Raw genomic sequence first — 18797 nt, 5'->3', positions numbered from 1 at the left:
TCAGCTTACCGGTTTTCCTGTGTCGTCACTCCCCGCTTCGACGCCGGAGTGAGTATGGTCGTCGAGTGAGATGCCCGCGGCGACAACGTCCCCGTCCACGGTGAGCTTGCCGGTGATGTGACAATTTCCGTTAATCAGCACGGTTCCGCCTTTGGGAGTGATTGTGATTCCATCATCGCCGTTGTCGAGCAGGATCTGATCACCGGCCTGCGTGAACAGACACACCTGTCCGGGCTTCAGGTTCTTTGGGCGGTTTTTCTTATCAAGCGTCCCGACAATGACGCCGCTCGTCGCATCCCCCGACAGGCTAAAAATCAGAGCATCCACGCCAGCAGGCAGAACCGCGCTGAACCCATAATCCTGCACCACCGGCAAACCACCGCGCACCGCCTGACCGGAGACCGTCACCTGAGCTTTCTGAGCATCGCCAGAGTCATCACCGGCTACCGTCACGCTGCCAAGCTGAAACAACCCCTGAATGCGCCGAAAGAGACGCTGAACATGATTCTGCATCAGGAGGTCTTTGCTGCAGAGCCACTGTCCGCTGCCATGATCTGAACGAACTGTGCCTGCAACACGTTGGGTTCGGGCTCATACGCCTCCTTCGGCATCAGCAGCAGGTCGGCGTGCGTCCCGGTATCATCGCGGCGATACGTGACCTCGCCGATGACCCAGAGCGCCTTATCCAGCTTGAGCGACGGCAGGTAGACGCAGGCGAGCTTATTCGGCTCCCACAGGTTGCCGAAATTGTCTCTCCAGGTGTCGCATGTCAGCGTCACGGCCTGAGACCGGCCCACGCGGCGAGCGAGTTCCCAGTTGAGGCGCATGGTGGCAATGTCCTGTCCGTTCAGCGTCTGCTCGGAGATGATTGCCTTCGGACGGTACCGCGTGATGTCAGGGTCGGTGACAGGCACGGCAGACATGATATCCGCCTGAAGCTGCTGTGAAAGCTGATCCGTAGCCTGGATGAACGCATAGTAGACGGAAAATCTCTGGTCATAGGCCAGCGTCCGTGACGCGCCCTCGACATTGATCCCCTCGACAAAACCGCTTTCCATGCTGTCTGAGCCGACCTGGGACAGAACAAGATTGCCGAACGTATCTTCGTAGCAGAGGAATTGCCCCCACCGGGAAATCCGGTCGATGATTTCCCACGGCGTTTCCCCGAGGTTCACATTGAACTGGGGGACTGTCGTATTCGCTCTGGCGGTATCATCAGTAATGTAATTCTGCACGGTGACGCCGAATTTGCTGACCAGCCCGAAGATCAGGGTTTCTGCATTATCCCCGTCGTACCCACCCAGAGCCATGCCTGTAACAATGGCAGAGCAATCTACAATATCCTGACACTTTCCCCGTCCGGATATCTGGACATTGTGTTGCCCTTTCGAGATCGACGGAATGTAGCGATCAATATAGCCGGTGATCACCCGGGTATCGCCGAGTCTGACGACACATGACTGACCGGGCATTACGTCGATCTGGCTGGCCTGACCGGGATATTTTTCAGTCAGAAGAATATCAAAGTCGGATGGCATCCGCTCGACGCCACGCGTGACGCGGACCTCCTGCCAGCCGCTGAAAACCTTCCCGCCAATCTCAAGATACAGAGAATTCGGGTCGCGGCCTGTCGATGTCCGGTGCGCCGTAACCGTCTGCGTTGTTTCTGACATCAGGAACTCAGGGCCTTGAACGTGGTCGGCATAAATGCCGGGTGGACCGGATCGGCACGGGCAATCAGGTCGTCAGAACGGGAGGCGTCGGCATAGAGACGATAGGCCAGACTGAGCGCCGGAGCCGGAGCAGGTGTGTCGACTTCCATCAGACGGGCCAGACTGGCCCCGCGCACTGTCACATCGACGGAAACCGCCGTCCGAAGGGCACGCAGTCCGAGGTATGCCTGATCCTGACCGGAATCACCGGCATCCAGAACCGCTGCGTCGAACAGCGTTACGACAGACGCCCTGACAGCAATCGCATCATCATATGATGATGGCTGATAATCTGCGCAGGCGGTTGCCAGCGAAGCCAGAGCCGACCTCCGGAACACCTGACCGGATGCAGTCTGCGCAGTCTGGATCGCCGCCCCGACGGGCGCCGACGAAGACGCTATGGTCGGTGTGTAGGTTGCTATGACGGACAGAAGCCGCAGGGCGTCTGCCGGATCACAACAGCAGGCTCTGATCGCTTCTGTCAGCGCCCAGGCAGCGGCACAGAACGAAACTCCACCGTCAGTGAGGTCACCAGCGGCAGACCCGACGGATGCGGCGCAGGCATCAGCCACAGCGCGGGCCGACACAACAGATGAGATTGCATCATCGACAGTACTGATATTCGTGAACAGTGTCGTCCGGTTTCCCGTCGAATAGCGCCCGTAATTTCCAGCAAGCCCCGCGACAGCTCCGACGACCAGGCCAGCATCCGACACCAGAAGGAGAGCTGCCGATGCCCAGGATACGGCTGCGGATACCACAGAGGAGACAACAGATGCGCCCTCTTCTATTGCATCAGCAACCGTGCTGATAAAATCAGACGATACCAGATCGGTCAGATCCGAAACCAGCGATCCGACCAGCGACTGAGTATCCGACGCAATGGTCGGATAAAGGGACTCTCCGGTTTCGATAAACTCAAACCGGACTGAAACGCACCTTCCCCGATCTGCGACCTGCTCTGTAACGAGCGGGCCAGCCAGCGTTACTGTCACGGAACCGAGCGTCGGATGGACCAGCGTACCGGGGCCGGCTATTTCCGCCTGCGCCAGAAGCGCCTGCTCGACATCATAGCAATCGTCTCCCACGACGAAGCCGGTGAATGCATATGAACGGACGCCGCGACCGAGATCCTCGACCCAGACCTGATCCCGAAACGGGTATTCGTGAACGGCAGTTCTTCTGCCTCGCCTGATCTCAGATCGTTCAACCGCAAATTCGATGCCACGCCATGATGCTGGCTGGAGAGCGTCCAGCCACGACGCGACTTCGTTGGCAAGCCCGATCAGTGTCAGGATTGATTCACTCACGGTCCCACATCCGTCACATTATTCTGCACCACCCTCGCGTCCTTAAGAGCGCCATCTTTACTCAGGACCGAAGCGGATGTGCCTGGCGCGGCCTGCACCTGAACAGTCATAGTCCCGTTTGCGACACCTCCTGTGCCGACCTGATGAGCCGAGGCTACAGAGAGCGCGGGGCCGGATGGAGCACCAATTGGAAATATTGCCGCGTCCTGGCCATCGGACGTGGCCAGATTGGCCGTTACAGAATCGGAGTAGCGCGTTCCGTCGGTGCCGAAAGCGTCATGCCCTGCCTGACCTGTCTGCAACCATTTAAGCGCGCCGCCCATTCCCTGATTATGTGCATAACCGAGAACTGCCAGTTTCCGGGCAGTTGAGGCACTTTTGAACATTGCACTGTGCGCTGAAAGATAACGCGAATTCAGGTCGGTGTTAGCCTCGAAAAACCGCTCCTGCATGGCGTTGTCACTAAGGAACTGGCTCTGCGTCGGGGTCTGCTCCCCGAGGTAATGAGCCGCATCAGAAATTGCCCCCGCGCTCATTTGATATCGGCCAGCATAATGTCCGCCGGCACCGCCCATCTGGCCATAACCGGCGCGCTCTATACCCGCGACGCTACGCGCAAAAATGTCATACTGGCGCTGGCTCGCCCCTGTGTCTTTCAGAAGAAGGCCGGCTTTATACGGAGCGCCTGCCGAGGCCATGGTCTGTTCAGCGTAAGAGCGACCAAGACCAATCCGTGAAGCCTGGTTATCAAGCCACGATGCGCCTGGCGCGTTCTGATCCACCCATGATCCGATCCTGTCGTTCGGATCAGCCGCGTTCAGAGCTTCATGTGTCGCGGCTCCGGCCGCGAGCGCCCACCCGGCTCGCGACGCAAGCCCGGCCGCGCGGCTTACCGCGCCACCGATGCTCCCGGCCTCCGCGACTTTCTCGGCGGCCGTAAAGCGGAGCATTGCCGCAGTGGCTTTATCGAGGCGCGCAGCCACGCCCCATATGGCCAGACCGACCCTCAACCACGGCCCGATCAGACCCGCAACTGCATTTGCCGCCATCAGGAGAAGAAAGCCCTCCAGGGCGCGCTTTGGTCCTCCGATATCATCAACGAGAGACTTGATGCCTGCTCCGAGGGATTTCGCCCAGTCGATCGTGCCCTTCCAGTCGACACCCCGCAGCCACGCGGCGAACTCCTGAACAGCCTGCCCCATCTGATCAATCGCACTTGTGACCTGCGGGCTCGTTGCCAGCCAGTCAGCAAATTTATCGATTATGGGCGTGAGGACAGGAGCCAGCCGGTCGGAAAGCTGATTCGCGAACCCCTGAACAGCGAACGTCAGGCGCGTCTGAGACATGCGGAACTGGTCCGCGTGCCCGGCGCTCGCTGCGGTCACATGCAGGTATTTCGCTGCCTCCGCCTGATACTCCCGCATCCCGGCTGCGCCCCGGCGCAGATAGGGCAACATCGCCGCACCAGCACCGCCAAATGCAATCGCAGCCGCCTGCGCCTGCGCAAACGTCTCTTTGATCTTAGCGATGCGATCCGCAATCTGCGGGAAGACTTCAGAAACGTCGCGGCCCTGCGTCGCGGTCTTGCGGAACGCAATCCCCCATCCGTTCATCAGCGCGACAAAACTGCTATTCCGACCCCCGACCGCGTCATACATATTCTGGCCGAGGCTCTGCAGGGCAGACGACATGGAGCCGGCAGCCGCGCCTCCAATCTGAGCGGCGCCTTCCCACTGCGCGACCTTCTGCGCTGACATGCCGATCGACTGCGATGTGTTCCTCAGTTGCGATCCCCACTGCGACCACGCCGATACCATGCGGTACATGCCTGCAATGCTGGCAGCGCCCGTGATCGCGCCCAGCGGCGCGACAATGCTGCTGACGTGCTCGAACGCGTCACGGGAAGAGCGTCCGACATCCCGCATCGCGTTTCCGACATTTCGCAGGCCCAGTGTTGTGCCTGCGAAGCGTCTGATCGAAGCATCGAGCTCCCGGAAGGGACGAAACGTCTCACGCGATTTCTTATTGATATCATCGAGCGTCCTGGTCAGCTTGTCGACCGCGCTGATCGTGACTGTAAAACCGCCGCCGGCCATTATGTTGTCCTGTTTGCGGCACTCTGCCGATTTGCCTCAGTGACGGCCTGAGAAAGCATGCTGCCCGGCATCTTCATGAAAGGCTCCGGGCCGCAGCGGTAATGGAGCGCGAGGTCCCAGATCAGATGCTGCCAGTTCCGGGGCCAGCCGGCGTAAAACCCTCGATCACCTTTGCGGCCTTCATCACGACCGAAGCCGGGAATTTATAGATCGATGTCACGGGGATGCCGCTGACATTGCTTACCAGCGCCATGCGATAGCGCATCTGCGCTGCCGGCCCCTGCGACTGACGAAGGTTCGAATTAGCTTTGATCAGCTCGCCGGTCGTTGGTTCGCGCACAGAAATTTCGCCGTATGCTACCGGACCGACCTGAACCGGTTCATCGAGCGTCATCACATCCTGCGACGGGTCGAACTCGTATGTATCGACTTCATCCTGAATGGCATTCATCACGCGGTCAGCTATTTCGGATGTGACACTCAGCGGGAGCATGTCAGCAATCTTCTGACTGACACTACACGCGGCCATCACCAGATCACGCGAGAAGATCGAGGCGGATTCCGGATTGATGCTGCCGTCGATCGCTCGCTGCGCATTCGCCATTCTGATTGCGTCCGGCTCGGTGACCATCAGCTCCGTCACCGTTCCGCCATCATGACTTACCGGAACATCAAGAACATGCGGCTCGAATCTCATATCGTGGTCTCCGTGACAGTCCCTTCGAACCGGACCTCGAACGTGCCTTCGGCTGTATTAACACCCGCGATCTCGGTCACAATAACCGGTGTGCCGGTGATGATTTTTCCGTTCACCAGGACGGCAACGACGACACAGGATCCGATATTGACCAGGGCGGCCTGAGACAGACTTCCGCTGTCGCGCGCGACAAACGAAATGAACCCGCCTTTCGGGGTTTCGCTGTAGCCCTGAATACCACTCTGGCCAACGAGAAGCTCCCGCTTCACGACCGTGGCGTCATAAGTCAGTTCCGAAGCGATATCGACGGCAACACCGTCAATCTCGACGGATGCGGCGCCGGCGCGCGCGCCGAGAGCAGTCGGAGTGGACGAATAAAGAGACGCGCTCATGATGCCACTCCGCTGATGAAGTTGACCTTGATGGCGATCATCCTGAGCTGATCGACCAGGTGGAACGGCAGAAGAAGGGCTACGACACCATTCCCTTTATTTTCTGCGGCAGCATTCGCTTTGAAGGTATCGTAATCCTGCGCATATCCGTTGTCGCAGAGGATTTTGTAACGACCGACAGCCGCGGCGAGGACCGTCTGTGATGTGACCATATTCGATCCGCCCGGAATATTGGTTCCGTCCGCTACCAGCTTCTTGCGGCCGTAATTGGCTTTAAGGAACGCCACGATGTCCCGGATCACGTAAGTCAGGCTGTAGGGTGTTTCGACATTCAGCCATGTGATGTCGGCTGCGCCTGACGGATCGGTCTGCCAGAACGTGATCGCCCGATCGATAACAACCTGCCCGGAAGCGCTGATTGTAAAAGTCGAGATTCCGTCGTAAAGCAGCGTGTTCCGTATGCTTCGGCTAAACCGGCTTGCGATCGGCGGGGCGAGCACGTTCAGGATCAGTTCCTGAAGCGGAACACCGGGGTCGGCTCTGAGGCTGACCGCAGACGCCCCCGCGTAATCGGCAGCCCACAGCCACGCCGGTGACGGGCTGTCGTAGAAGCCAAGGCAGCTTCCGGTGAATTCGTCACGCCCATTTCCGAACGTCGTCAGAGCGCCTGCCGTGCCTCGATAAGCACAGAAATACCCGCCGTAGAGCATTTCGTTCCATGACCAGCGGCCATCCGTATCGTTTAGCAGTGTCTGAAGCAGACCGAGCGATGTGCTGTCGGTATAAGGGCTGACGATGAAATCGAAGGACATATCCGAAAGATTGGTCAATCCGGTCGCGAGATTATCTGTCGGGTTTGTCGCGCCCCCCGCCATCGCCGCGATTGTGATCGTGATGCCCGAAGGGGTCTGCTCTCCGCCTGCCACACCGAGATAATTCAGGCGAATATCGATCTCGTTGCCAGTCATCCCCTTATTCAGAGATGTCAGAGCCACCGTGCCGTTTTGTGCTGTCGCAGTAACAGGAAGATTCGCCGTTGCGTTGATCTTCGCAGCCATCGCGGTCGCGACATCCGTGGACGTCGTTCCGCTCGACAGGCCGATCTGGATCTTCACGCCTGCGACATAAAGCGCAATGGTACCCGCTGCCGTCGTCGTGCCGGCCACCAGAAGCGACCCGGCAGCAGCCTGGGCTGTCGGGTCCTCGGTCTGGGGCAGTATATAGACCGTGCCCGAGCTGTCCTGTCCAATATACTGACGATACATCAGGGCCGGGACTGAGCTTACACCGCAGGCCGCATCCACATCGGATGCGCCTGTTGCCAGAAATGGCTCATTGGCAGTCGCGGTGCCGGAGCTCAGCATCGGCCCCAGTATCAGCGTGCGCTGGAGCTGGCTTCCGCTGACATACTGCGGGTCGACTTCGGCAAAGACACCGTGCGTTCTCTGCGTCGTATCGAGATTTGTGAACGAGATGGTCATTGATTATTCCTGCGGCGATGCAGAGGGCGGGGAGATGAGTGCAGCCGCGTGTGCCGGTTGCGGGGCTGCGGTGGTCACGTCGCCGTCACGAAGAAGGCGCTGCCAGTAAGGAGAACGGGGCCTGCCAGCCACTTCCTCCACATTGATTCCGGTTGCCGGAATAAGCTCCCGCGTCATGCAGTCGCGTATCTTCAGGCCCTCGCGCGGCTTCAGAGTTATCATTTCAGGTCTTTCAGGATTGAAGGTCGGTCACGCGGGCCTCGATACTCACGGGCGTCGAATCGTTCTCAAATTCAAGATCGATTTCATTGAGCGGCACAGCATCCGGCAGAAAGCCTTCCTGCCACGAGATCGTCACGTCCGCGGCAAAGTCGAACTGCCAGGCCAGGCGCGCTCTGTTCGGGTCGCCGAGCAGTCCTCCGCGGGCATAACGGAAGCCCTGAGAGACGTTCATGTCAGTCGGCTTCCAGTTAAGGACAGCTGAGAACAGGGATTTCTTCACATCGCTGACAGCGATCGTCGAAGAGGACTGCCCCCGGCGATCTGTTGAGTTGTCCAGAAAGACGATGACGCCGAAAGTCTCTTTGACCGACTGGACGAGGCCGTTCTGCACCTGATTTTCGTCCGGCTCATCCTCGAGCGGGATCACGAAAGCGCACGGCGGAGTCAGCCATGTCGTGTCATTCGCCAGTGCATATTCAGCAGCTCCGGCTACGTTGCCGTTGAACACGTGAGCATATTTTTTGATCTGCGTGATGATCGCATCGATGTTCACAACTTCATCCTGACCATGCGGATACCGTCACGAGCGGCCTGTGCCAGGCGGGGCTCAATACTCGCTTCACGCTCCTGAAGCGCACGGGTAAGAAACGGCCTCGGTTCAAGTTTTCGCACCTTGCCAACCCCGCGTTTGCCGCGTACGAAAGCGCCACCGGATTTCATCCTTCCGCCGCCACTCGCCCCCTTTTCGAGAAACAGCGCGTAGAAAGCCGTGTCCCTGATCGATACACCTTCGCCGCTTCGGAAGGCCCGGACCTTGATGGACTTCGCCAGCGTGCCAGTGATGCGGCTGGGAGCCTCGCCAGGTGCGGATGCCTGATGCGCGCCCCTTTTATATCCGCCGCGATATTTAGAGGCCGACCCACCCGGGCCGCGATAAATTATACCGCTTCCGGCCGAGCTTCGCATATCCCGACGCGCCTGCGCCGCAACCTCGCGGCCAGCCACCAGCAGGGAGGCCTTCAGAGCGCGCTTATCGAAAACGAGCGCCGAGGCATCGACTGTGACACGGATTGCTACTGTATCGGCCATGGGTCACCTATCCGCTCCATCTGACATTCAGCGCAGACAAAACGTTTTCTTCCGCCCAGTTCTTTAAGGCGTCGGACGCGGAATATTTCCATTCGGTCTGTCTGGTTTACGCGCTTTGAAATGCGGACAAAAACCTCGGAGTTCAGGAGTGCGTCAGTCCATCTGACAAATATTCGATGCGTGACCTGAGCTTCGTCTATTTGCTGAACGGTTCCGTTCGTTCCCCAGAATGTCAGAGCGCCGACAGGCTGAACGTCTCCGTAAATTCGCTGAAGATTCGTCAGGCTTTCGTCGATACCCGTCGCCCCGATCTGAGCTGCCTGCTGGCGTGTCGCCAGGATAAGTGGCCAGCGGAGCCGCCCGATCCGGACAGCTTCGTCTTCAGCCATATCATCCTCCGAACGTAACCAGTCTGTACGGCGCCATCAGGTTCATGGCTGCGGATGGAATTTCCGCGTCAGTGTCGCCGCGATTTTCATAAAGATAAGCGGCGATCATCATCACCGCATGGATGATCGGGGCAGGCACGCAGCTGCCCGCATTTCCATAGCCAGCCGTGAAAGCGATAATCAGATGATTGACAGGTCCTCGATCAGCACCGGGCAGCAGACGAAGATGTGCAGGCTGGAGGTCATTCTCCAGAACATACTGCGAGGCTTCCAGTGGCTCGACATTCCCGTCCTGCCGGACAAGCTGAACACTCTGCACCGATTGCACGGGACTGCGAGGCAACTCCAGGGGGAGCCTGTCCATATTCGGCAAACCGAATGCATTTCCGCCCGGAAAGAACAGCGGCACATATGGGCTCGGCCCGGCCGCTGTCGGCATAAAACGTCGTCCGACCGACCAGCGCAACGACTGAGTAATCAGTGCTCTGGAAAGCCACTCTTCAGCAAGAGATACCGCAGAGCTAAGGTAAAATCCCAGAAGGTCATCGTCATCCTCGTAATCAACGCGGATATGACGACGCAGAACCTCGATGCTGACAGGGGCAACCGCCGGCCCGTTCAGGACCGTGAGTGCGGTATCCATTGAATCAGCCCTTTTTCAGAGACTCAGAGACTTTTGTGACGTGCGCGTGATAAGGTTTCGCGACACCAATCCGGACCAGCTTGTCTGCCAGTTCCTTCGGGAAGCTGGCAGAATCACTTGCATTGTAGGTGCTGCCGCCCGCCGAGACGGACCGCAGAAAAGTAACGCTGACATTCTGGCTCATCGTCGTTCCTTACGGCGCAGGATTGTGAGCGAAGCCGGCTGCAATGGCAGCGACCATGATTGTGGCCGTATCGGACGTGGTCGCCGACAGCGCTGGCGTAAACACCGCGCGAAAATACTGATCGGATGACGCAACATATACTTCAACCGGCGTAACGCCCGCGACAGTCCCGCCGCCGACCGGCCCCGTGCTAACGGCGCCAGGGGAGGCGATCCCGGCCCTGTAGGGGTCAACGTAATCGGTCCATGTTGCGCCATCCGGGCTGGTCTGAAACTGGAGACTGTTCAGGCTCAGCGTTGCAGAAGCTGTAAGCTTCGCGGATGACTGGAACAGGAACACCAGCGTCTGAGGGAGCCCGAGCGCCACACGGTCAATCGTGGCTCCGGTTACCGCCGCTGCTGCTGCACCGGCCGTGATTGCTGTCACGGCCGATGCCGATACGGGAGTGATATAGGACGCAATGTCCCTGAGGCCGACAAAATCCGCCATTGTGATGATCCTTGAAGTTCAGAGGAGGAAGATGCGTCCCGTCAGGACAGTGTTGGCTGCCAGTCAACCGCCTGGATCATCGCAATGGCCTCATCGTGGCGCATCTGAAAGTCGTGCTCGGCGATGCACCGCACGAGCGTCTGATCCTGCTGGAAGGTGGACACCACATTGCCTGTCTGATCGGTGTAAGACGCCTCACGTGAAACGCTGAGTTCCATGGACATTGAATCCAGCAGAAGCGCCTGCGTCATCTCCACGAGATAGATTTCCGAAAGATCAGTCACGTTGCCGGATGTCAGATTCACCGGAATCTGTGTCGTGGTTTTGTACGGAATCCCGAGGATTTTCCCCTCGTTCATTTCGTCACGATAGACGTAAACGCCAAGCGCGTTCAGCAGCGAATACAAGAACATTTCGGTGCGCGGGTTCATGATCCATACCGGACTTATAACCGGCACATTGGCCATACGCAGCTTTGTGATGGCCCCGGTCAGACCCTGATTGACCGTCTGCAGAATGGTCGCCAGATCGGTAACGCCAGCGGTTGTTCCGGCTGTGATGACATTCGTAGCCGGACAGAACGATTTGAAGCCGCGAGGACTGTCGTTCAGGCCATCTCCGCGAATGAAAGCCAGATCCTCGCGTCGGGCAATGATCTGCACAAGATCGTCACGAACAAATGCGTCAATGGCGGGGTCGCTATAGCGCATGAGGTCGTTTGAGACGGGGACGAGCGCGGTCAGTTTCTTGTAGCTGGCCACGATATTGTCGAGGCGCTGCTCGGAAGTCGGGATGGCCGCGAGTTCAGCGCCGTAACCGGCTGTAGCCGTCTGCGACTGACGAGGAAGTGTCATCGTGCCGCGCGGCATCGGCAGGACGCGTGGGCCGGACGACCTCACGACGGTCAGCGGATACAGATACTCGATGACCTGGGCGACATAATCGGGCGGCACGATAAACCCGCCTGCAGCGCCGGTTCCTGTGCTGAGCGCCTTCGTGATGGGGCTGCGCTCACCATAAAGGCTCTTGGAGGCTGCAAGAGTATCGGCACGTGAGCCATTGCCATTCGCAATCATACGAATCATTGCGCCGACGACTGCACCCTTATCCAGCTTCTTCGCGGCCTGAGCGGCGACGGATGCGCCAGACTTCCGCCTCATGCGGCGAAGCGCTTTCTCTTCTTCGATCCCGTCATCGTCGGCATCCGCATCATCACCGTCGGTGTCGTCATCATCGCCATCCTTCTCGCCGTCATCGACCGCCTCGGCCGCGTCGCCCTCAGCTTCCTGGGCGCGCTCCATCAGGTCCATCACCTTCCCGAGGGCATTAATGTCCGTTTCCAGCTCACTGAACCGGCTCTCGTCCTCTTTGGACAGTTCCTCGCCTTCCGGCAGGTCGGCTGCCTTCGTGGCGATCGTCTTCATTTCAGCGGCGAGTGTCGCCTTCTTGCGGCGAAGTTCGTGCAGTTTGCTCATTGTGTTTCCGTTTTCTGAGAAGACCGGCTGTGCCGGCAGATAATCGGGACAGCCGGGTCAGACCGCTGAGGCTCTCGCCCGGAGTGAAAGGGATCGGATCAGCGCGTCACGCGCTGCTTTCGGTGTGCCTTCGCCCGCAAGCGACGGATCAGGTGTTGTCACCGGGATGTTCGGGTCATCCTGCGTCGTCTGAGGTTCAATCAGAGCCTCGGGGTTCGCCGGGACTGTGACGATCGACCATTCCAGAAGCTTCTGCTTCCGGAAGTCGATGCCGAAATCATCCATCCGGTCGGCAGAAAACTCGAAGTCCACAGGATGGAAGCCGACACTGGCTGCGTTCAGAAAGCCGCTGAGACACATCCGGTAGACAGCTTCAGCTCGCGGCCCTGCTTCCGGGATATCGACCGGCAGAAACTCGACTTCCGCCCACAGCACGCCGTCGGAAATATCGACTGCCACACTCTTGCCGACCGGGTATCCGGAAGCATCGTGTGAAAAGAGAACGACGGGGTTCTGCCGGTATTCAGTCAGGTCCCAGCCTTCCGGGTCGAGGGTATCGGAATCGCGGTCGATCGCTCCCGTGGAAATCGTGAACCTCAGTCGCCGGTCGCCCGTCGCGCTGATATCGGCTAGAGGAAGCTGCTTTCGCAATCTCAGGTCTGCGGGTATCGCAGCCCCTTTTTTCACCAGCGACCTGAATTGTCGCAGCGGCGTTATGATTGGCATCCGTTAATCTCCGACGACATTCTGACCGGGGCCGGGAGGGCCGTCGGAAGTCGCGTTCTCCGAATTTTGTGGCTGCGTTACCGGCGCCACACCTGAGGGGGGCGGCTTACCCTCCGGCTTTGGGGCGCCATCGGGGCTGGACATATTCAGCGGGATAACAAACTCATCACCACCTGGAACCGGGTTCATGCCCTCTTTGATCCGGACCTCATTCCGGGTCATGAACAGACTGTTCAGGCCGATCTGGTAGGCCGCAAACCGGGTCGCCTGATCTCCCCGCAGGAGAGCGCTGAAATCGAACTCAAAGAACAGATCCGCGCGCTCATCATCAAAGAGCAGTTTCTGTCCACACGCCTGTTCGTATTTCGTAACAAGAGGCTGAAGCGCGTCATCAATGTAATCCTGATTGGCACTTTCGATGTTTGCGTAGTGCGCGTCAGAGAGATCAAAGACCTTATGAGGCGGACACCGGAACAGCCGGCAGATATCAACCACCGCGAACTGTCGCGTCTCAAGGAATTGCGCTTCCTCGGACGTCAGACTCATCTTCTCGAACTTCGTTCCCTCTTCGAGAACTGCCGTTTTCGAACTGTTCTGCACACCCCCGTAAATATCATTCCACGACTGAGCCATGCGCTGCGCAGCTTCCGTGGAAAGTTTGTTGGGGCTCGAAAGAACGCCTGTAACCTGCACTCCGTTTCTGAATAATGTGGCACCGTGCTGCTGAGCCGCCAGGGCGATGCCGATGGTATCCTGAGCGATCGCTATCGGGCTGAGACCCAGATACCCCCCGTCAATCGAGAGATTGCGAATGTGCAGCATGTCATCGCCATGCAGCGTCAGGCCGTCTCCCAGCTGCGGATGGCTGACATTATAATAGAGTTCACCTCGCGGAGAGAGCAGGACGTTTACGCGGTCCGGGTTCAGCGGGATCAGAGATACAGGCTGACCAGCACGTCCGCGAACAATCACGGCATATGCGTTGCCTCGCATCTCATGGGCTGTGGTCATATAGGACCAGAATTCGGTCGGCAGCATCCACCGGTTCGGCTTCTCAAGCAGTCGGCAGAGCGGGTGCCTTGTTTCTACCGCAGCGCCACCGGTTGGAAGCCGGCGCCTGAGGCGGAAGGGTAACTTCCCGATGTCTTCTGATTTTGCCTTAACACAACCGTAAACCGTCGATACCTGAAGCGCTGTGAGAGGGGTGACTGGAATGCCAGTGGAGCCGGTCCAGCCACCGAAGAGACCCATCATGTTCGGGTTGGGCCACGCAAGACTGAAATCCGTGGGCGCCACACTGTCCGACTTCTGGTGGTGCGGGAACGTCAGCGATGGCTCCCGGCGCGTTTTCATACGATGTCCTTAAAACGAAATCAGGCCACGCTCCTCATAGACGGAGCTGACATTACTGGTCAGGAACCGTGACCTGGCCATAATCAGCGCGACCGGCCCATCGATCTTGTTTTCCGGTCGGGCCTTGCGGGGATAAACCTGATCCTTCGCATCGAGCCGGGCCTCAACGTTGGAAAGCATCCACGTCATCGGATGGTTCTGAACGCAGCCATGCACAATCAGGCCAGCGTCGATCTCGGCGGCAACCTGCTTCATCGGCTCTGAATAGTTTCGGGCATTCTGGTCGAACTGCGTGACCGTTGCGCCCTTTTCCATCAGTCTGGTAACGAGCATGGAAGCCTGAGCCGGATCGAACACAATGTCTGATACAGTGAACAGTCTCCTCAGCTCGTCCAGGTCATCCTCGATCCGTCCAAAATCGATCATGTTGCCATCAGTGATGACCAGAGAAGGCTCGGCGGAATTTGCCCAGCCCCGGTAATGTTCATTGCCCGGGTGATCAAGAACAGCCTCGGGCAGATAATACCGGCCAAATGTCGCGAACCGGCCGTCATCCATCGGGATCAGGACCTGAAGCGCCGCGATATCATTCTTGGACGCGAGATCCATTCCTATAACCGCGTCCCGGCCATAATAACCGGCCTCGGAGAACGCGGGGTCGTGGCATTGATTCCATGACTGAATGTTGAAGTAGCCAGACCGGGAGTTAACCCAGACATTCAGATGCTTCGTCTTGAATGTGGCCTGCAGACGCGGATTGCGGATTGCATCGCGCTGGCGGGTCAGAAGGAATTCCTCGCTGACCGAAATTCCGATATTCGGATTTGCCTTTTTCAGCGCTTGCGGAGAGGTCCAGTCATCGTCGTCATCGATCGTATACTCCACAAAAAACAGCGTTTCATCGTCGAAGACCTGCTCCAGCACCTTCCTGCCGCTCAGGATCTGATCAAAGCACGGGCCAGCCAGGTTATCGCCCGCAGTGGTGATGCCCCACATAAGAGGCTGGTCGCGGGCACCCATACCGGTAAGCATGGTGTCCCATAACTCAGAGGTCGGGTGCTCGTGGTATTCGTCTACGAGAGCGCAGGATGGCGAAGAACCATCGCCCGGCTTGCCAATCAGCGGCTCGAACCGGGATCCGTTTGCCAGAACGTTGATATTCGAAGCATTGACCCGGACCCCGTATGCTGACCGGTATGCCGGCGTGCGTCGTGCCATTTCCGAAGCAGGCCGGAACACTTCCCATGCCTGTTTTTCAGTGGTTGCGCCGCAATAGACTTCGGCGCCGAATTCGCCATCGGCGGCAAGCATGTAGAGGCCGACCGGCGCGGACAGACAGGATTTCCCGTTCTTGCGGGGCACCACGATGGTCGCGATCCGAAAGCGGCGCAGCCCGTCTGACTTCCGGACCCAGCCAAAGATATTCACCAGAATGAATGACTGCCACGGCTCGAGAACAATCAGCTCTCGCTTTAACGCCCATTTTCCCTTGGTATGGGGCATCAGGCTGACGAACCGGCAGATCTTTTCCGCTCGGGCCCTGTCGAGCCGGTACGGCCATTCTGCGTCGCGCTCTTTCAAGCGATCGCGCTGGTAACGCTCGCATGCCAGACGCACCCACTGACACGCAGGAATACCCCCTTTGACGACGTCTCTGGCGTAGTGGTCGGCTGCAGTGACGTGAGGATGTTTTAACCCAGCCTTTCGAACGGATTGTCCGCCTTTCTGTCTTCCGCGCCGACCCTTGACCGGTCCGCCGGCGTCAGGCCGAATTTCGCCAGCCACATTGCTACTCGCCTGTTCGCATCTGCTATTGCCGCCACTTCCGGGCGCATCCTCAACATCGGCCCGCTCTTGCCCACAGTCACGTAGGTCTGAGCACCGGCCTCCGCCACTACAGTTTTTTCATCGCCCTCGCCGATACTTACGGCAGACATGAGGGAGGCCCGCGCTTCCTGCTCGTCAGCGATCGCCAGACAAAGCGCCTCGAGAGCCATCCCGTCCGCCATCGTGAGGACGCCCATGTCCGCCAACACGACACATGCCTTTCCCCAAACGGAGCGGGCACGTCCGGAGAGCTGAGCCGGCATTTCAGGAACGCCGCCGTCCGGCTTCGGCTCCTGAGCATTTACCCGGCACTTCTGCGCCGTCCCGGAGACGACTTTCAGATGCGTCGGCTTGCGTGGACGCGCCAAAACCTTTTTTCCTTCATTTTGCACGCGTGAAAAAAGAAGGAAGGCTCGGTCCACGCGCGTTTACGCGCCAACTTCGAGCCCCCCTATACCCCTACGAGAGGGCAAAAACACCACAATGTTGCGAAAATGTCGCACATTTTCATCACTCGCCGCGGCCTGTCCGAGCGCTGTGGCATGCTTGGCATAGCGGCATGCAATTACCTTCATCCAGGCGCCGCTCCGGGGCATCGCGCAGCTTCTGGATGTGATGCACCTCAGTCGCGGGTTTCAGCCTGCCAGCACCGCTACAATCAAGGCACAGAGGGTGCCGACGCAGAAACCACGATCTGAAATCACGCCACTTCCTGTCATATCCACGCGACGACGCAGATCCTCTGCGTTCATCAAACGTGCGCCGCGTCACATCTGCCGAGTAACCGATCGGATGATAACGCTCAGGAACTGACGGCATCTGAGAAGCGGTCAGCAGTAGAAATCAGAGGAAGCAGAATAGCGCTCATTGCGAGCGGATGACCTGTCGGGAGGGGCTCCCAGCCCGCTGCCTGACGCGCGAGAGAGCAACTCTGCGGCCTGCAGGTTAGATTCATTTCAGCAAGGCGCCGATGCAGGAAAGATCTCGACATGCAGAACCGCACCTCAGCTTTCCTGATGGATGCGCCTTTGGACTGCATAAATACCTTGAGTGCTTCATCATGCTTGCCGGTCCACGAAGTGTTTTTAGCTGCCATTCAAATGAGTTCCTGATATGAACGATACAGGCGCTCCGATCGGCGGGATCCGAAACGAAGAGTCAGAAAGCCCCAGGCGTGACCCGCCTGGGGCTTTCTCATTTTCATCAGTCAGGTGCGCGCGATATCCAGTGGGACCTGACGGAATGGCTGATCAGGCTTCACCCGGACATGAAAACGAACATATTGCTTCGTTGCATCGATCCGGATGCTATCGGAGATTGCTTCCATGGCCTGCTTCCAGTCCGGATCATCTATCTCAAGACGGCGAAGTGCCAGGATCTTGTCAGTCCTGATCTTGCCCTCTTTCTGAACGTCGAAGGCATCCAGCACGATTGCGCTGATGTTTTTGTTCGCTCCTTTGGTCCATCGCGTAAGGCAGTCATCGATGAGACATTTTGCTGCCTGCAATTCCGGACCAAACGAAATGGTATCGCCCATTGCAATCTGAATGCGCAGCGTGCCGTCGTAACTTGTGAGAGACAGATTGCCCTTCTGCCCTCCAACACTTGCGCCGTATTTCTCACCAAGAATTTCCTGAAACGCCCGCACATCTGCGAAGCACGTTTCACGAAACTGCCGAAGCGTGTCGCTGTGGCTTTCGGCAACCTGAGACAGCCGCCTCACCAACTCATCCTCGAGCAGATGCTCTGGCTTCACGTTTGCGCTCGGGACAAGACGACCGGCAGAATCCTGCAGGTATCCTTCGGGGATTTCTCTCATCCGGCAGCATCCCGTTGCGACGGAGCATAGCGCATCCGCTCAGCACAATCTTCAGCTCGTTTTTTGGCCCATATCCTGATTCCAGGACGATGATCCCTTCTGGCAACACGCGAGTAATGCTCGGTCGCCCTGCGCCAGATGCTCGCGTCTGTGGAGCTACTTTCTGTCGATCTCATGGATCTGAAATCCTCATTTAACGAGCCGGAGACTGTTCATGTTGTGGTCAGTCCAGATATTTTCCCGCGCCGTCACCCTCACGAACGTGGCTGTATCGCGTTGTCGTTGCGAGCGAGGCGTGCCCTAATGTGGCCTGCACAACGTGCGCTGGCGCACCGCGATCCTGCGCATGAGACGCGCAAGCGTGCCGTAGCCAGTGCGCGGAGACTGCTGGCGACAGCCCCGCTCGCCTGGCGGCCCGTTTTACGGCCCGATGCGCAGCATCGACCGACAACGGACCGCCGTCGTGGCCCGGGATCACCGGCTCATGTGGCCGCCGATCACCTTTGAGCGCCACGAGCTCTTTCCAGAGTTTAGCGGGAACAGCGACAGATCGCGTTTTCCCGCCCTTTCCGAATATTGTTGCTATTCCGCCCTGCTGGCGCCGCGTCATATCCCGCCAACTAAGGGCGCACGCTTCGCTGATGCGGAGACCAAGCACATAGAGCACGCGAAGCAATGCATGGCGGCGAGTGTCGACCTCTCCGTCAATAAGGCGGCCCACCTCTTCCTCTGTGAGGATGCGCTCGTGAAGATTGTCTCTTGCTCGCTCCAGACGAAAGGCAGCTCCCACGTCGGCAGGGAGGCTTTGCAGTCTGGCTCCGTAAGCAAGCAGCGATTTGAGTGCACATAACTTTCGCCTGCGGGTCGCTTCAGCTCCCGTCAGACTGTCAAAC

Annotated in this window: 22 protein-coding genes; all 22 read right to left on the bottom strand. The window is 58.4% G+C overall.

Going from position 1 to position 18797, the window contains the following annotated elements; all coding sequences use genetic code 11:
• On the bottom strand, window positions 1-513 hold the full coding sequence (locus GOB90_RS16045) for a phage baseplate assembly protein (protein WP_146891622.1): 513 nt from the start codon (window positions 511-513) through the stop codon (window positions 1-3).
• Window positions 513-1673 (bottom strand): phage baseplate assembly protein, encoded by a 1161-nt coding sequence (locus GOB90_RS16040; protein WP_146891625.1) that lies wholly within the window; start codon window positions 1671-1673, stop codon window positions 513-515. The genes GOB90_RS16045 and GOB90_RS16040 overlap by 1 nt, the downstream gene beginning before the upstream one ends.
• Window positions 1673-3022 (bottom strand): DNA circularization protein, encoded by a 1350-nt coding sequence (locus GOB90_RS16035; RefSeq protein WP_146891628.1) that lies wholly within the window; start codon window positions 3020-3022, stop codon window positions 1673-1675. Before GOB90_RS16035 ends, GOB90_RS16040 begins: the two co-directional genes overlap by 1 nt.
• Window positions 3019-5118, bottom strand: a complete 2100-nt coding sequence (locus GOB90_RS16030; RefSeq protein ID WP_146891630.1) for a phage tail tape measure protein — start codon at window positions 5116-5118, stop codon at window positions 3019-3021. The genes GOB90_RS16035 and GOB90_RS16030 overlap by 4 nt, the downstream gene beginning before the upstream one ends.
• 121 nt (window positions 5119-5239) lie before the next feature.
• The gene (locus tag GOB90_RS16025) at window positions 5240-5815 is read right to left on the bottom strand and encodes a phage tail assembly protein (RefSeq protein ID WP_146891633.1); all 576 of its coding nucleotides are present in this window, start codon (window positions 5813-5815) and stop codon (window positions 5240-5242) included.
• On the bottom strand, window positions 5812-6207 hold the full coding sequence (locus GOB90_RS16020) for a phage tail tube protein (RefSeq protein ID WP_146891636.1): 396 nt from the start codon (window positions 6205-6207) through the stop codon (window positions 5812-5814). Before GOB90_RS16020 ends, GOB90_RS16025 begins: the two co-directional genes overlap by 4 nt.
• Window positions 6204-7688 (bottom strand): phage tail sheath subtilisin-like domain-containing protein, encoded by a 1485-nt coding sequence (locus GOB90_RS16015; protein ID WP_146891639.1) that lies wholly within the window; start codon window positions 7686-7688, stop codon window positions 6204-6206. Before GOB90_RS16015 ends, GOB90_RS16020 begins: the two co-directional genes overlap by 4 nt.
• A gap of 3 nt (window positions 7689-7691) precedes the next feature.
• The gene (locus GOB90_RS16010; protein WP_146891642.1) at window positions 7692-7910 is read right to left on the bottom strand and encodes a DUF2635 domain-containing protein; all 219 of its coding nucleotides are present in this window, start codon (window positions 7908-7910) and stop codon (window positions 7692-7694) included.
• 10 nt (window positions 7911-7920) lie between these two features.
• Window positions 7921-8463 carry a phage tail terminator protein gene (locus GOB90_RS16005; RefSeq protein WP_146891645.1) on the bottom strand — a complete coding sequence of 181 codons (543 nt, stop codon included), beginning with the start codon at window positions 8461-8463 and terminating at the stop codon, window positions 7921-7923.
• Window positions 8460-8999: a hypothetical protein gene (locus GOB90_RS16000; RefSeq protein ID WP_146891648.1), complete on the bottom strand. Its 540-nt coding sequence runs from the start codon at window positions 8997-8999 to the stop codon at window positions 8460-8462. Before GOB90_RS16000 ends, GOB90_RS16005 begins: the two co-directional genes overlap by 4 nt.
• Window positions 8984-9388: a head-tail adaptor protein gene (locus tag GOB90_RS15995; RefSeq protein WP_146891651.1), complete on the bottom strand. Its 405-nt coding sequence runs from the start codon at window positions 9386-9388 to the stop codon at window positions 8984-8986. The genes GOB90_RS16000 and GOB90_RS15995 overlap by 16 nt, the downstream gene beginning before the upstream one ends.
• A 1-nt stretch (window position 9389) precedes the next feature.
• Complete coding sequence (locus GOB90_RS15990) at window positions 9390-10031, bottom strand: head-tail connector protein (protein ID WP_146891654.1); 642 nt, start codon at window positions 10029-10031, stop codon at window positions 9390-9392.
• 4 nt (window positions 10032-10035) lie between these two features.
• Window positions 10036-10215 carry a hypothetical protein gene (locus tag GOB90_RS15985; RefSeq protein WP_146891657.1) on the bottom strand — a complete coding sequence of 60 codons (180 nt, stop codon included), beginning with the start codon at window positions 10213-10215 and terminating at the stop codon, window positions 10036-10038.
• Between the two features lie 9 nt (window positions 10216-10224).
• Complete coding sequence (locus tag GOB90_RS15980; RefSeq protein ID WP_146891661.1) at window positions 10225-10704, bottom strand: hypothetical protein; 480 nt, start codon at window positions 10702-10704, stop codon at window positions 10225-10227.
• A gap of 41 nt (window positions 10705-10745) precedes the next feature.
• A complete protein-coding gene (locus GOB90_RS15975; protein ID WP_146891664.1) occupies window positions 10746-12179 on the bottom strand; it encodes a phage major capsid protein in 1434 nt (477 codons plus the stop codon).
• 57 nt (window positions 12180-12236) lie between these two features.
• Window positions 12237-12905, bottom strand: a complete 669-nt coding sequence (locus GOB90_RS15970; protein WP_146891667.1) for an HK97 family phage prohead protease — start codon at window positions 12903-12905, stop codon at window positions 12237-12239.
• Between the two features lie 3 nt (window positions 12906-12908).
• Window positions 12909-14258: a phage portal protein gene (locus tag GOB90_RS15965; RefSeq protein WP_146891670.1), complete on the bottom strand. Its 1350-nt coding sequence runs from the start codon at window positions 14256-14258 to the stop codon at window positions 12909-12911.
• Between the two features lie 9 nt (window positions 14259-14267).
• Window positions 14268-15761 (bottom strand): terminase large subunit, encoded by a 1494-nt coding sequence (locus GOB90_RS15960; RefSeq protein ID WP_198912636.1) that lies wholly within the window; start codon window positions 15759-15761, stop codon window positions 14268-14270.
• 188 nt (window positions 15762-15949) lie between these two features.
• The gene (locus GOB90_RS15955; protein ID WP_146891673.1) at window positions 15950-16453 is read right to left on the bottom strand and encodes a P27 family phage terminase small subunit; all 504 of its coding nucleotides are present in this window, start codon (window positions 16451-16453) and stop codon (window positions 15950-15952) included.
• 142 nt (window positions 16454-16595) lie between these two features.
• Window positions 16596-16706 carry an HNH endonuclease gene (locus tag GOB90_RS19845; RefSeq protein ID WP_373322022.1) on the bottom strand — a complete coding sequence of 37 codons (111 nt, stop codon included), beginning with the start codon at window positions 16704-16706 and terminating at the stop codon, window positions 16596-16598.
• A gap of 586 nt (window positions 16707-17292) precedes the next feature.
• Window positions 17293-17904, bottom strand: coding sequence for a DUF3164 family protein (locus GOB90_RS15945; RefSeq protein ID WP_146891679.1), 612 nt, complete (start codon window positions 17902-17904; stop codon window positions 17293-17295).
• 223 nt (window positions 17905-18127) lie between these two features.
• A partial coding sequence (locus GOB90_RS15940) for a tyrosine-type recombinase/integrase (protein WP_173572143.1) occupies window positions 18128-18797 on the bottom strand: 670 nt, incomplete at its 5' end.

The sequence above is a fragment of the Acetobacter oeni genome, from assembly GCF_011516825.1.
Taxonomy (GTDB): Bacteria; Pseudomonadota; Alphaproteobacteria; order Acetobacterales; family Acetobacteraceae; genus Acetobacter; species Acetobacter oeni.
The sequence above is the reverse complement of the archived record's forward strand: the minus strand, read 5'-3'. Positions and strand labels throughout refer to the sequence as shown.

Bases quoted from the DNA above. Each gene is read 5' to 3' on its own strand.
- GOB90_RS15965 (WP_146891670.1), bottom strand. From the start codon at position 14,258: ATGAAAACGCGCCGGGAGCCATCGCTGACGTTCCCGCACCACCAGAAG.
- GOB90_RS16000 (WP_146891648.1), bottom strand. From the start codon at position 8,999: ATGGCCGATACAGTAGCAATCCGTGTCACAGTCGATGCCTCGGCGCTC.
- GOB90_RS16020 (WP_146891636.1), bottom strand. From the start codon at position 6,207: ATGAGCGCGTCTCTTTATTCGTCCACTCCGACTGCTCTCGGCGCGCGC.
- GOB90_RS15975 (WP_146891664.1), bottom strand. From the start codon at position 12,179: ATGAGCAAACTGCACGAACTTCGCCGCAAGAAGGCGACACTCGCCGCT.
- GOB90_RS16045 (WP_146891622.1), bottom strand. From the start codon at position 513: ATGCAGAATCATGTTCAGCGTCTCTTTCGGCGCATTCAGGGGTTGTTT.
- GOB90_RS15980 (WP_146891661.1), bottom strand. From the start codon at position 10,704: ATGGCGGATTTTGTCGGCCTCAGGGACATTGCGTCCTATATCACTCCC.
- GOB90_RS16010 (WP_146891642.1), bottom strand. From the start codon at position 7,910: ATGATAACTCTGAAGCCGCGCGAGGGCCTGAAGATACGCGACTGCATG.
- GOB90_RS16030 (WP_146891630.1), bottom strand. From the start codon at position 5,118: ATGGCCGGCGGCGGTTTTACAGTCACGATCAGCGCGGTCGACAAGCTG.
- GOB90_RS15960 (WP_198912636.1), bottom strand. From the start codon at position 15,761: ATGCCCCATACCAAGGGAAAATGGGCGTTAAAGCGAGAGCTGATTGTT.
- GOB90_RS15945 (WP_146891679.1), bottom strand. From the start codon at position 17,904: ATGAGAGAAATCCCCGAAGGATACCTGCAGGATTCTGCCGGTCGTCTT.
- GOB90_RS15990 (WP_146891654.1), bottom strand. From the start codon at position 10,031: ATGGATACCGCACTCACGGTCCTGAACGGGCCGGCGGTTGCCCCTGTC.
- GOB90_RS16015 (WP_146891639.1), bottom strand. From the start codon at position 7,688: ATGACCATCTCGTTCACAAATCTCGATACGACGCAGAGAACGCACGGT.
- GOB90_RS15995 (WP_146891651.1), bottom strand. From the start codon at position 9,388: ATGGCTGAAGACGAAGCTGTCCGGATCGGGCGGCTCCGCTGGCCACTT.
- GOB90_RS15970 (WP_146891667.1), bottom strand. From the start codon at position 12,905: ATGCCAATCATAACGCCGCTGCGACAATTCAGGTCGCTGGTGAAAAAA.
- GOB90_RS16040 (WP_146891625.1), bottom strand. From the start codon at position 1,673: ATGTCAGAAACAACGCAGACGGTTACGGCGCACCGGACATCGACAGGC.
- GOB90_RS15985 (WP_146891657.1), bottom strand. From the start codon at position 10,215: ATGAGCCAGAATGTCAGCGTTACTTTTCTGCGGTCCGTCTCGGCGGGC.
- GOB90_RS16025 (WP_146891633.1), bottom strand. From the start codon at position 5,815: ATGAGATTCGAGCCGCATGTTCTTGATGTTCCGGTAAGTCATGATGGC.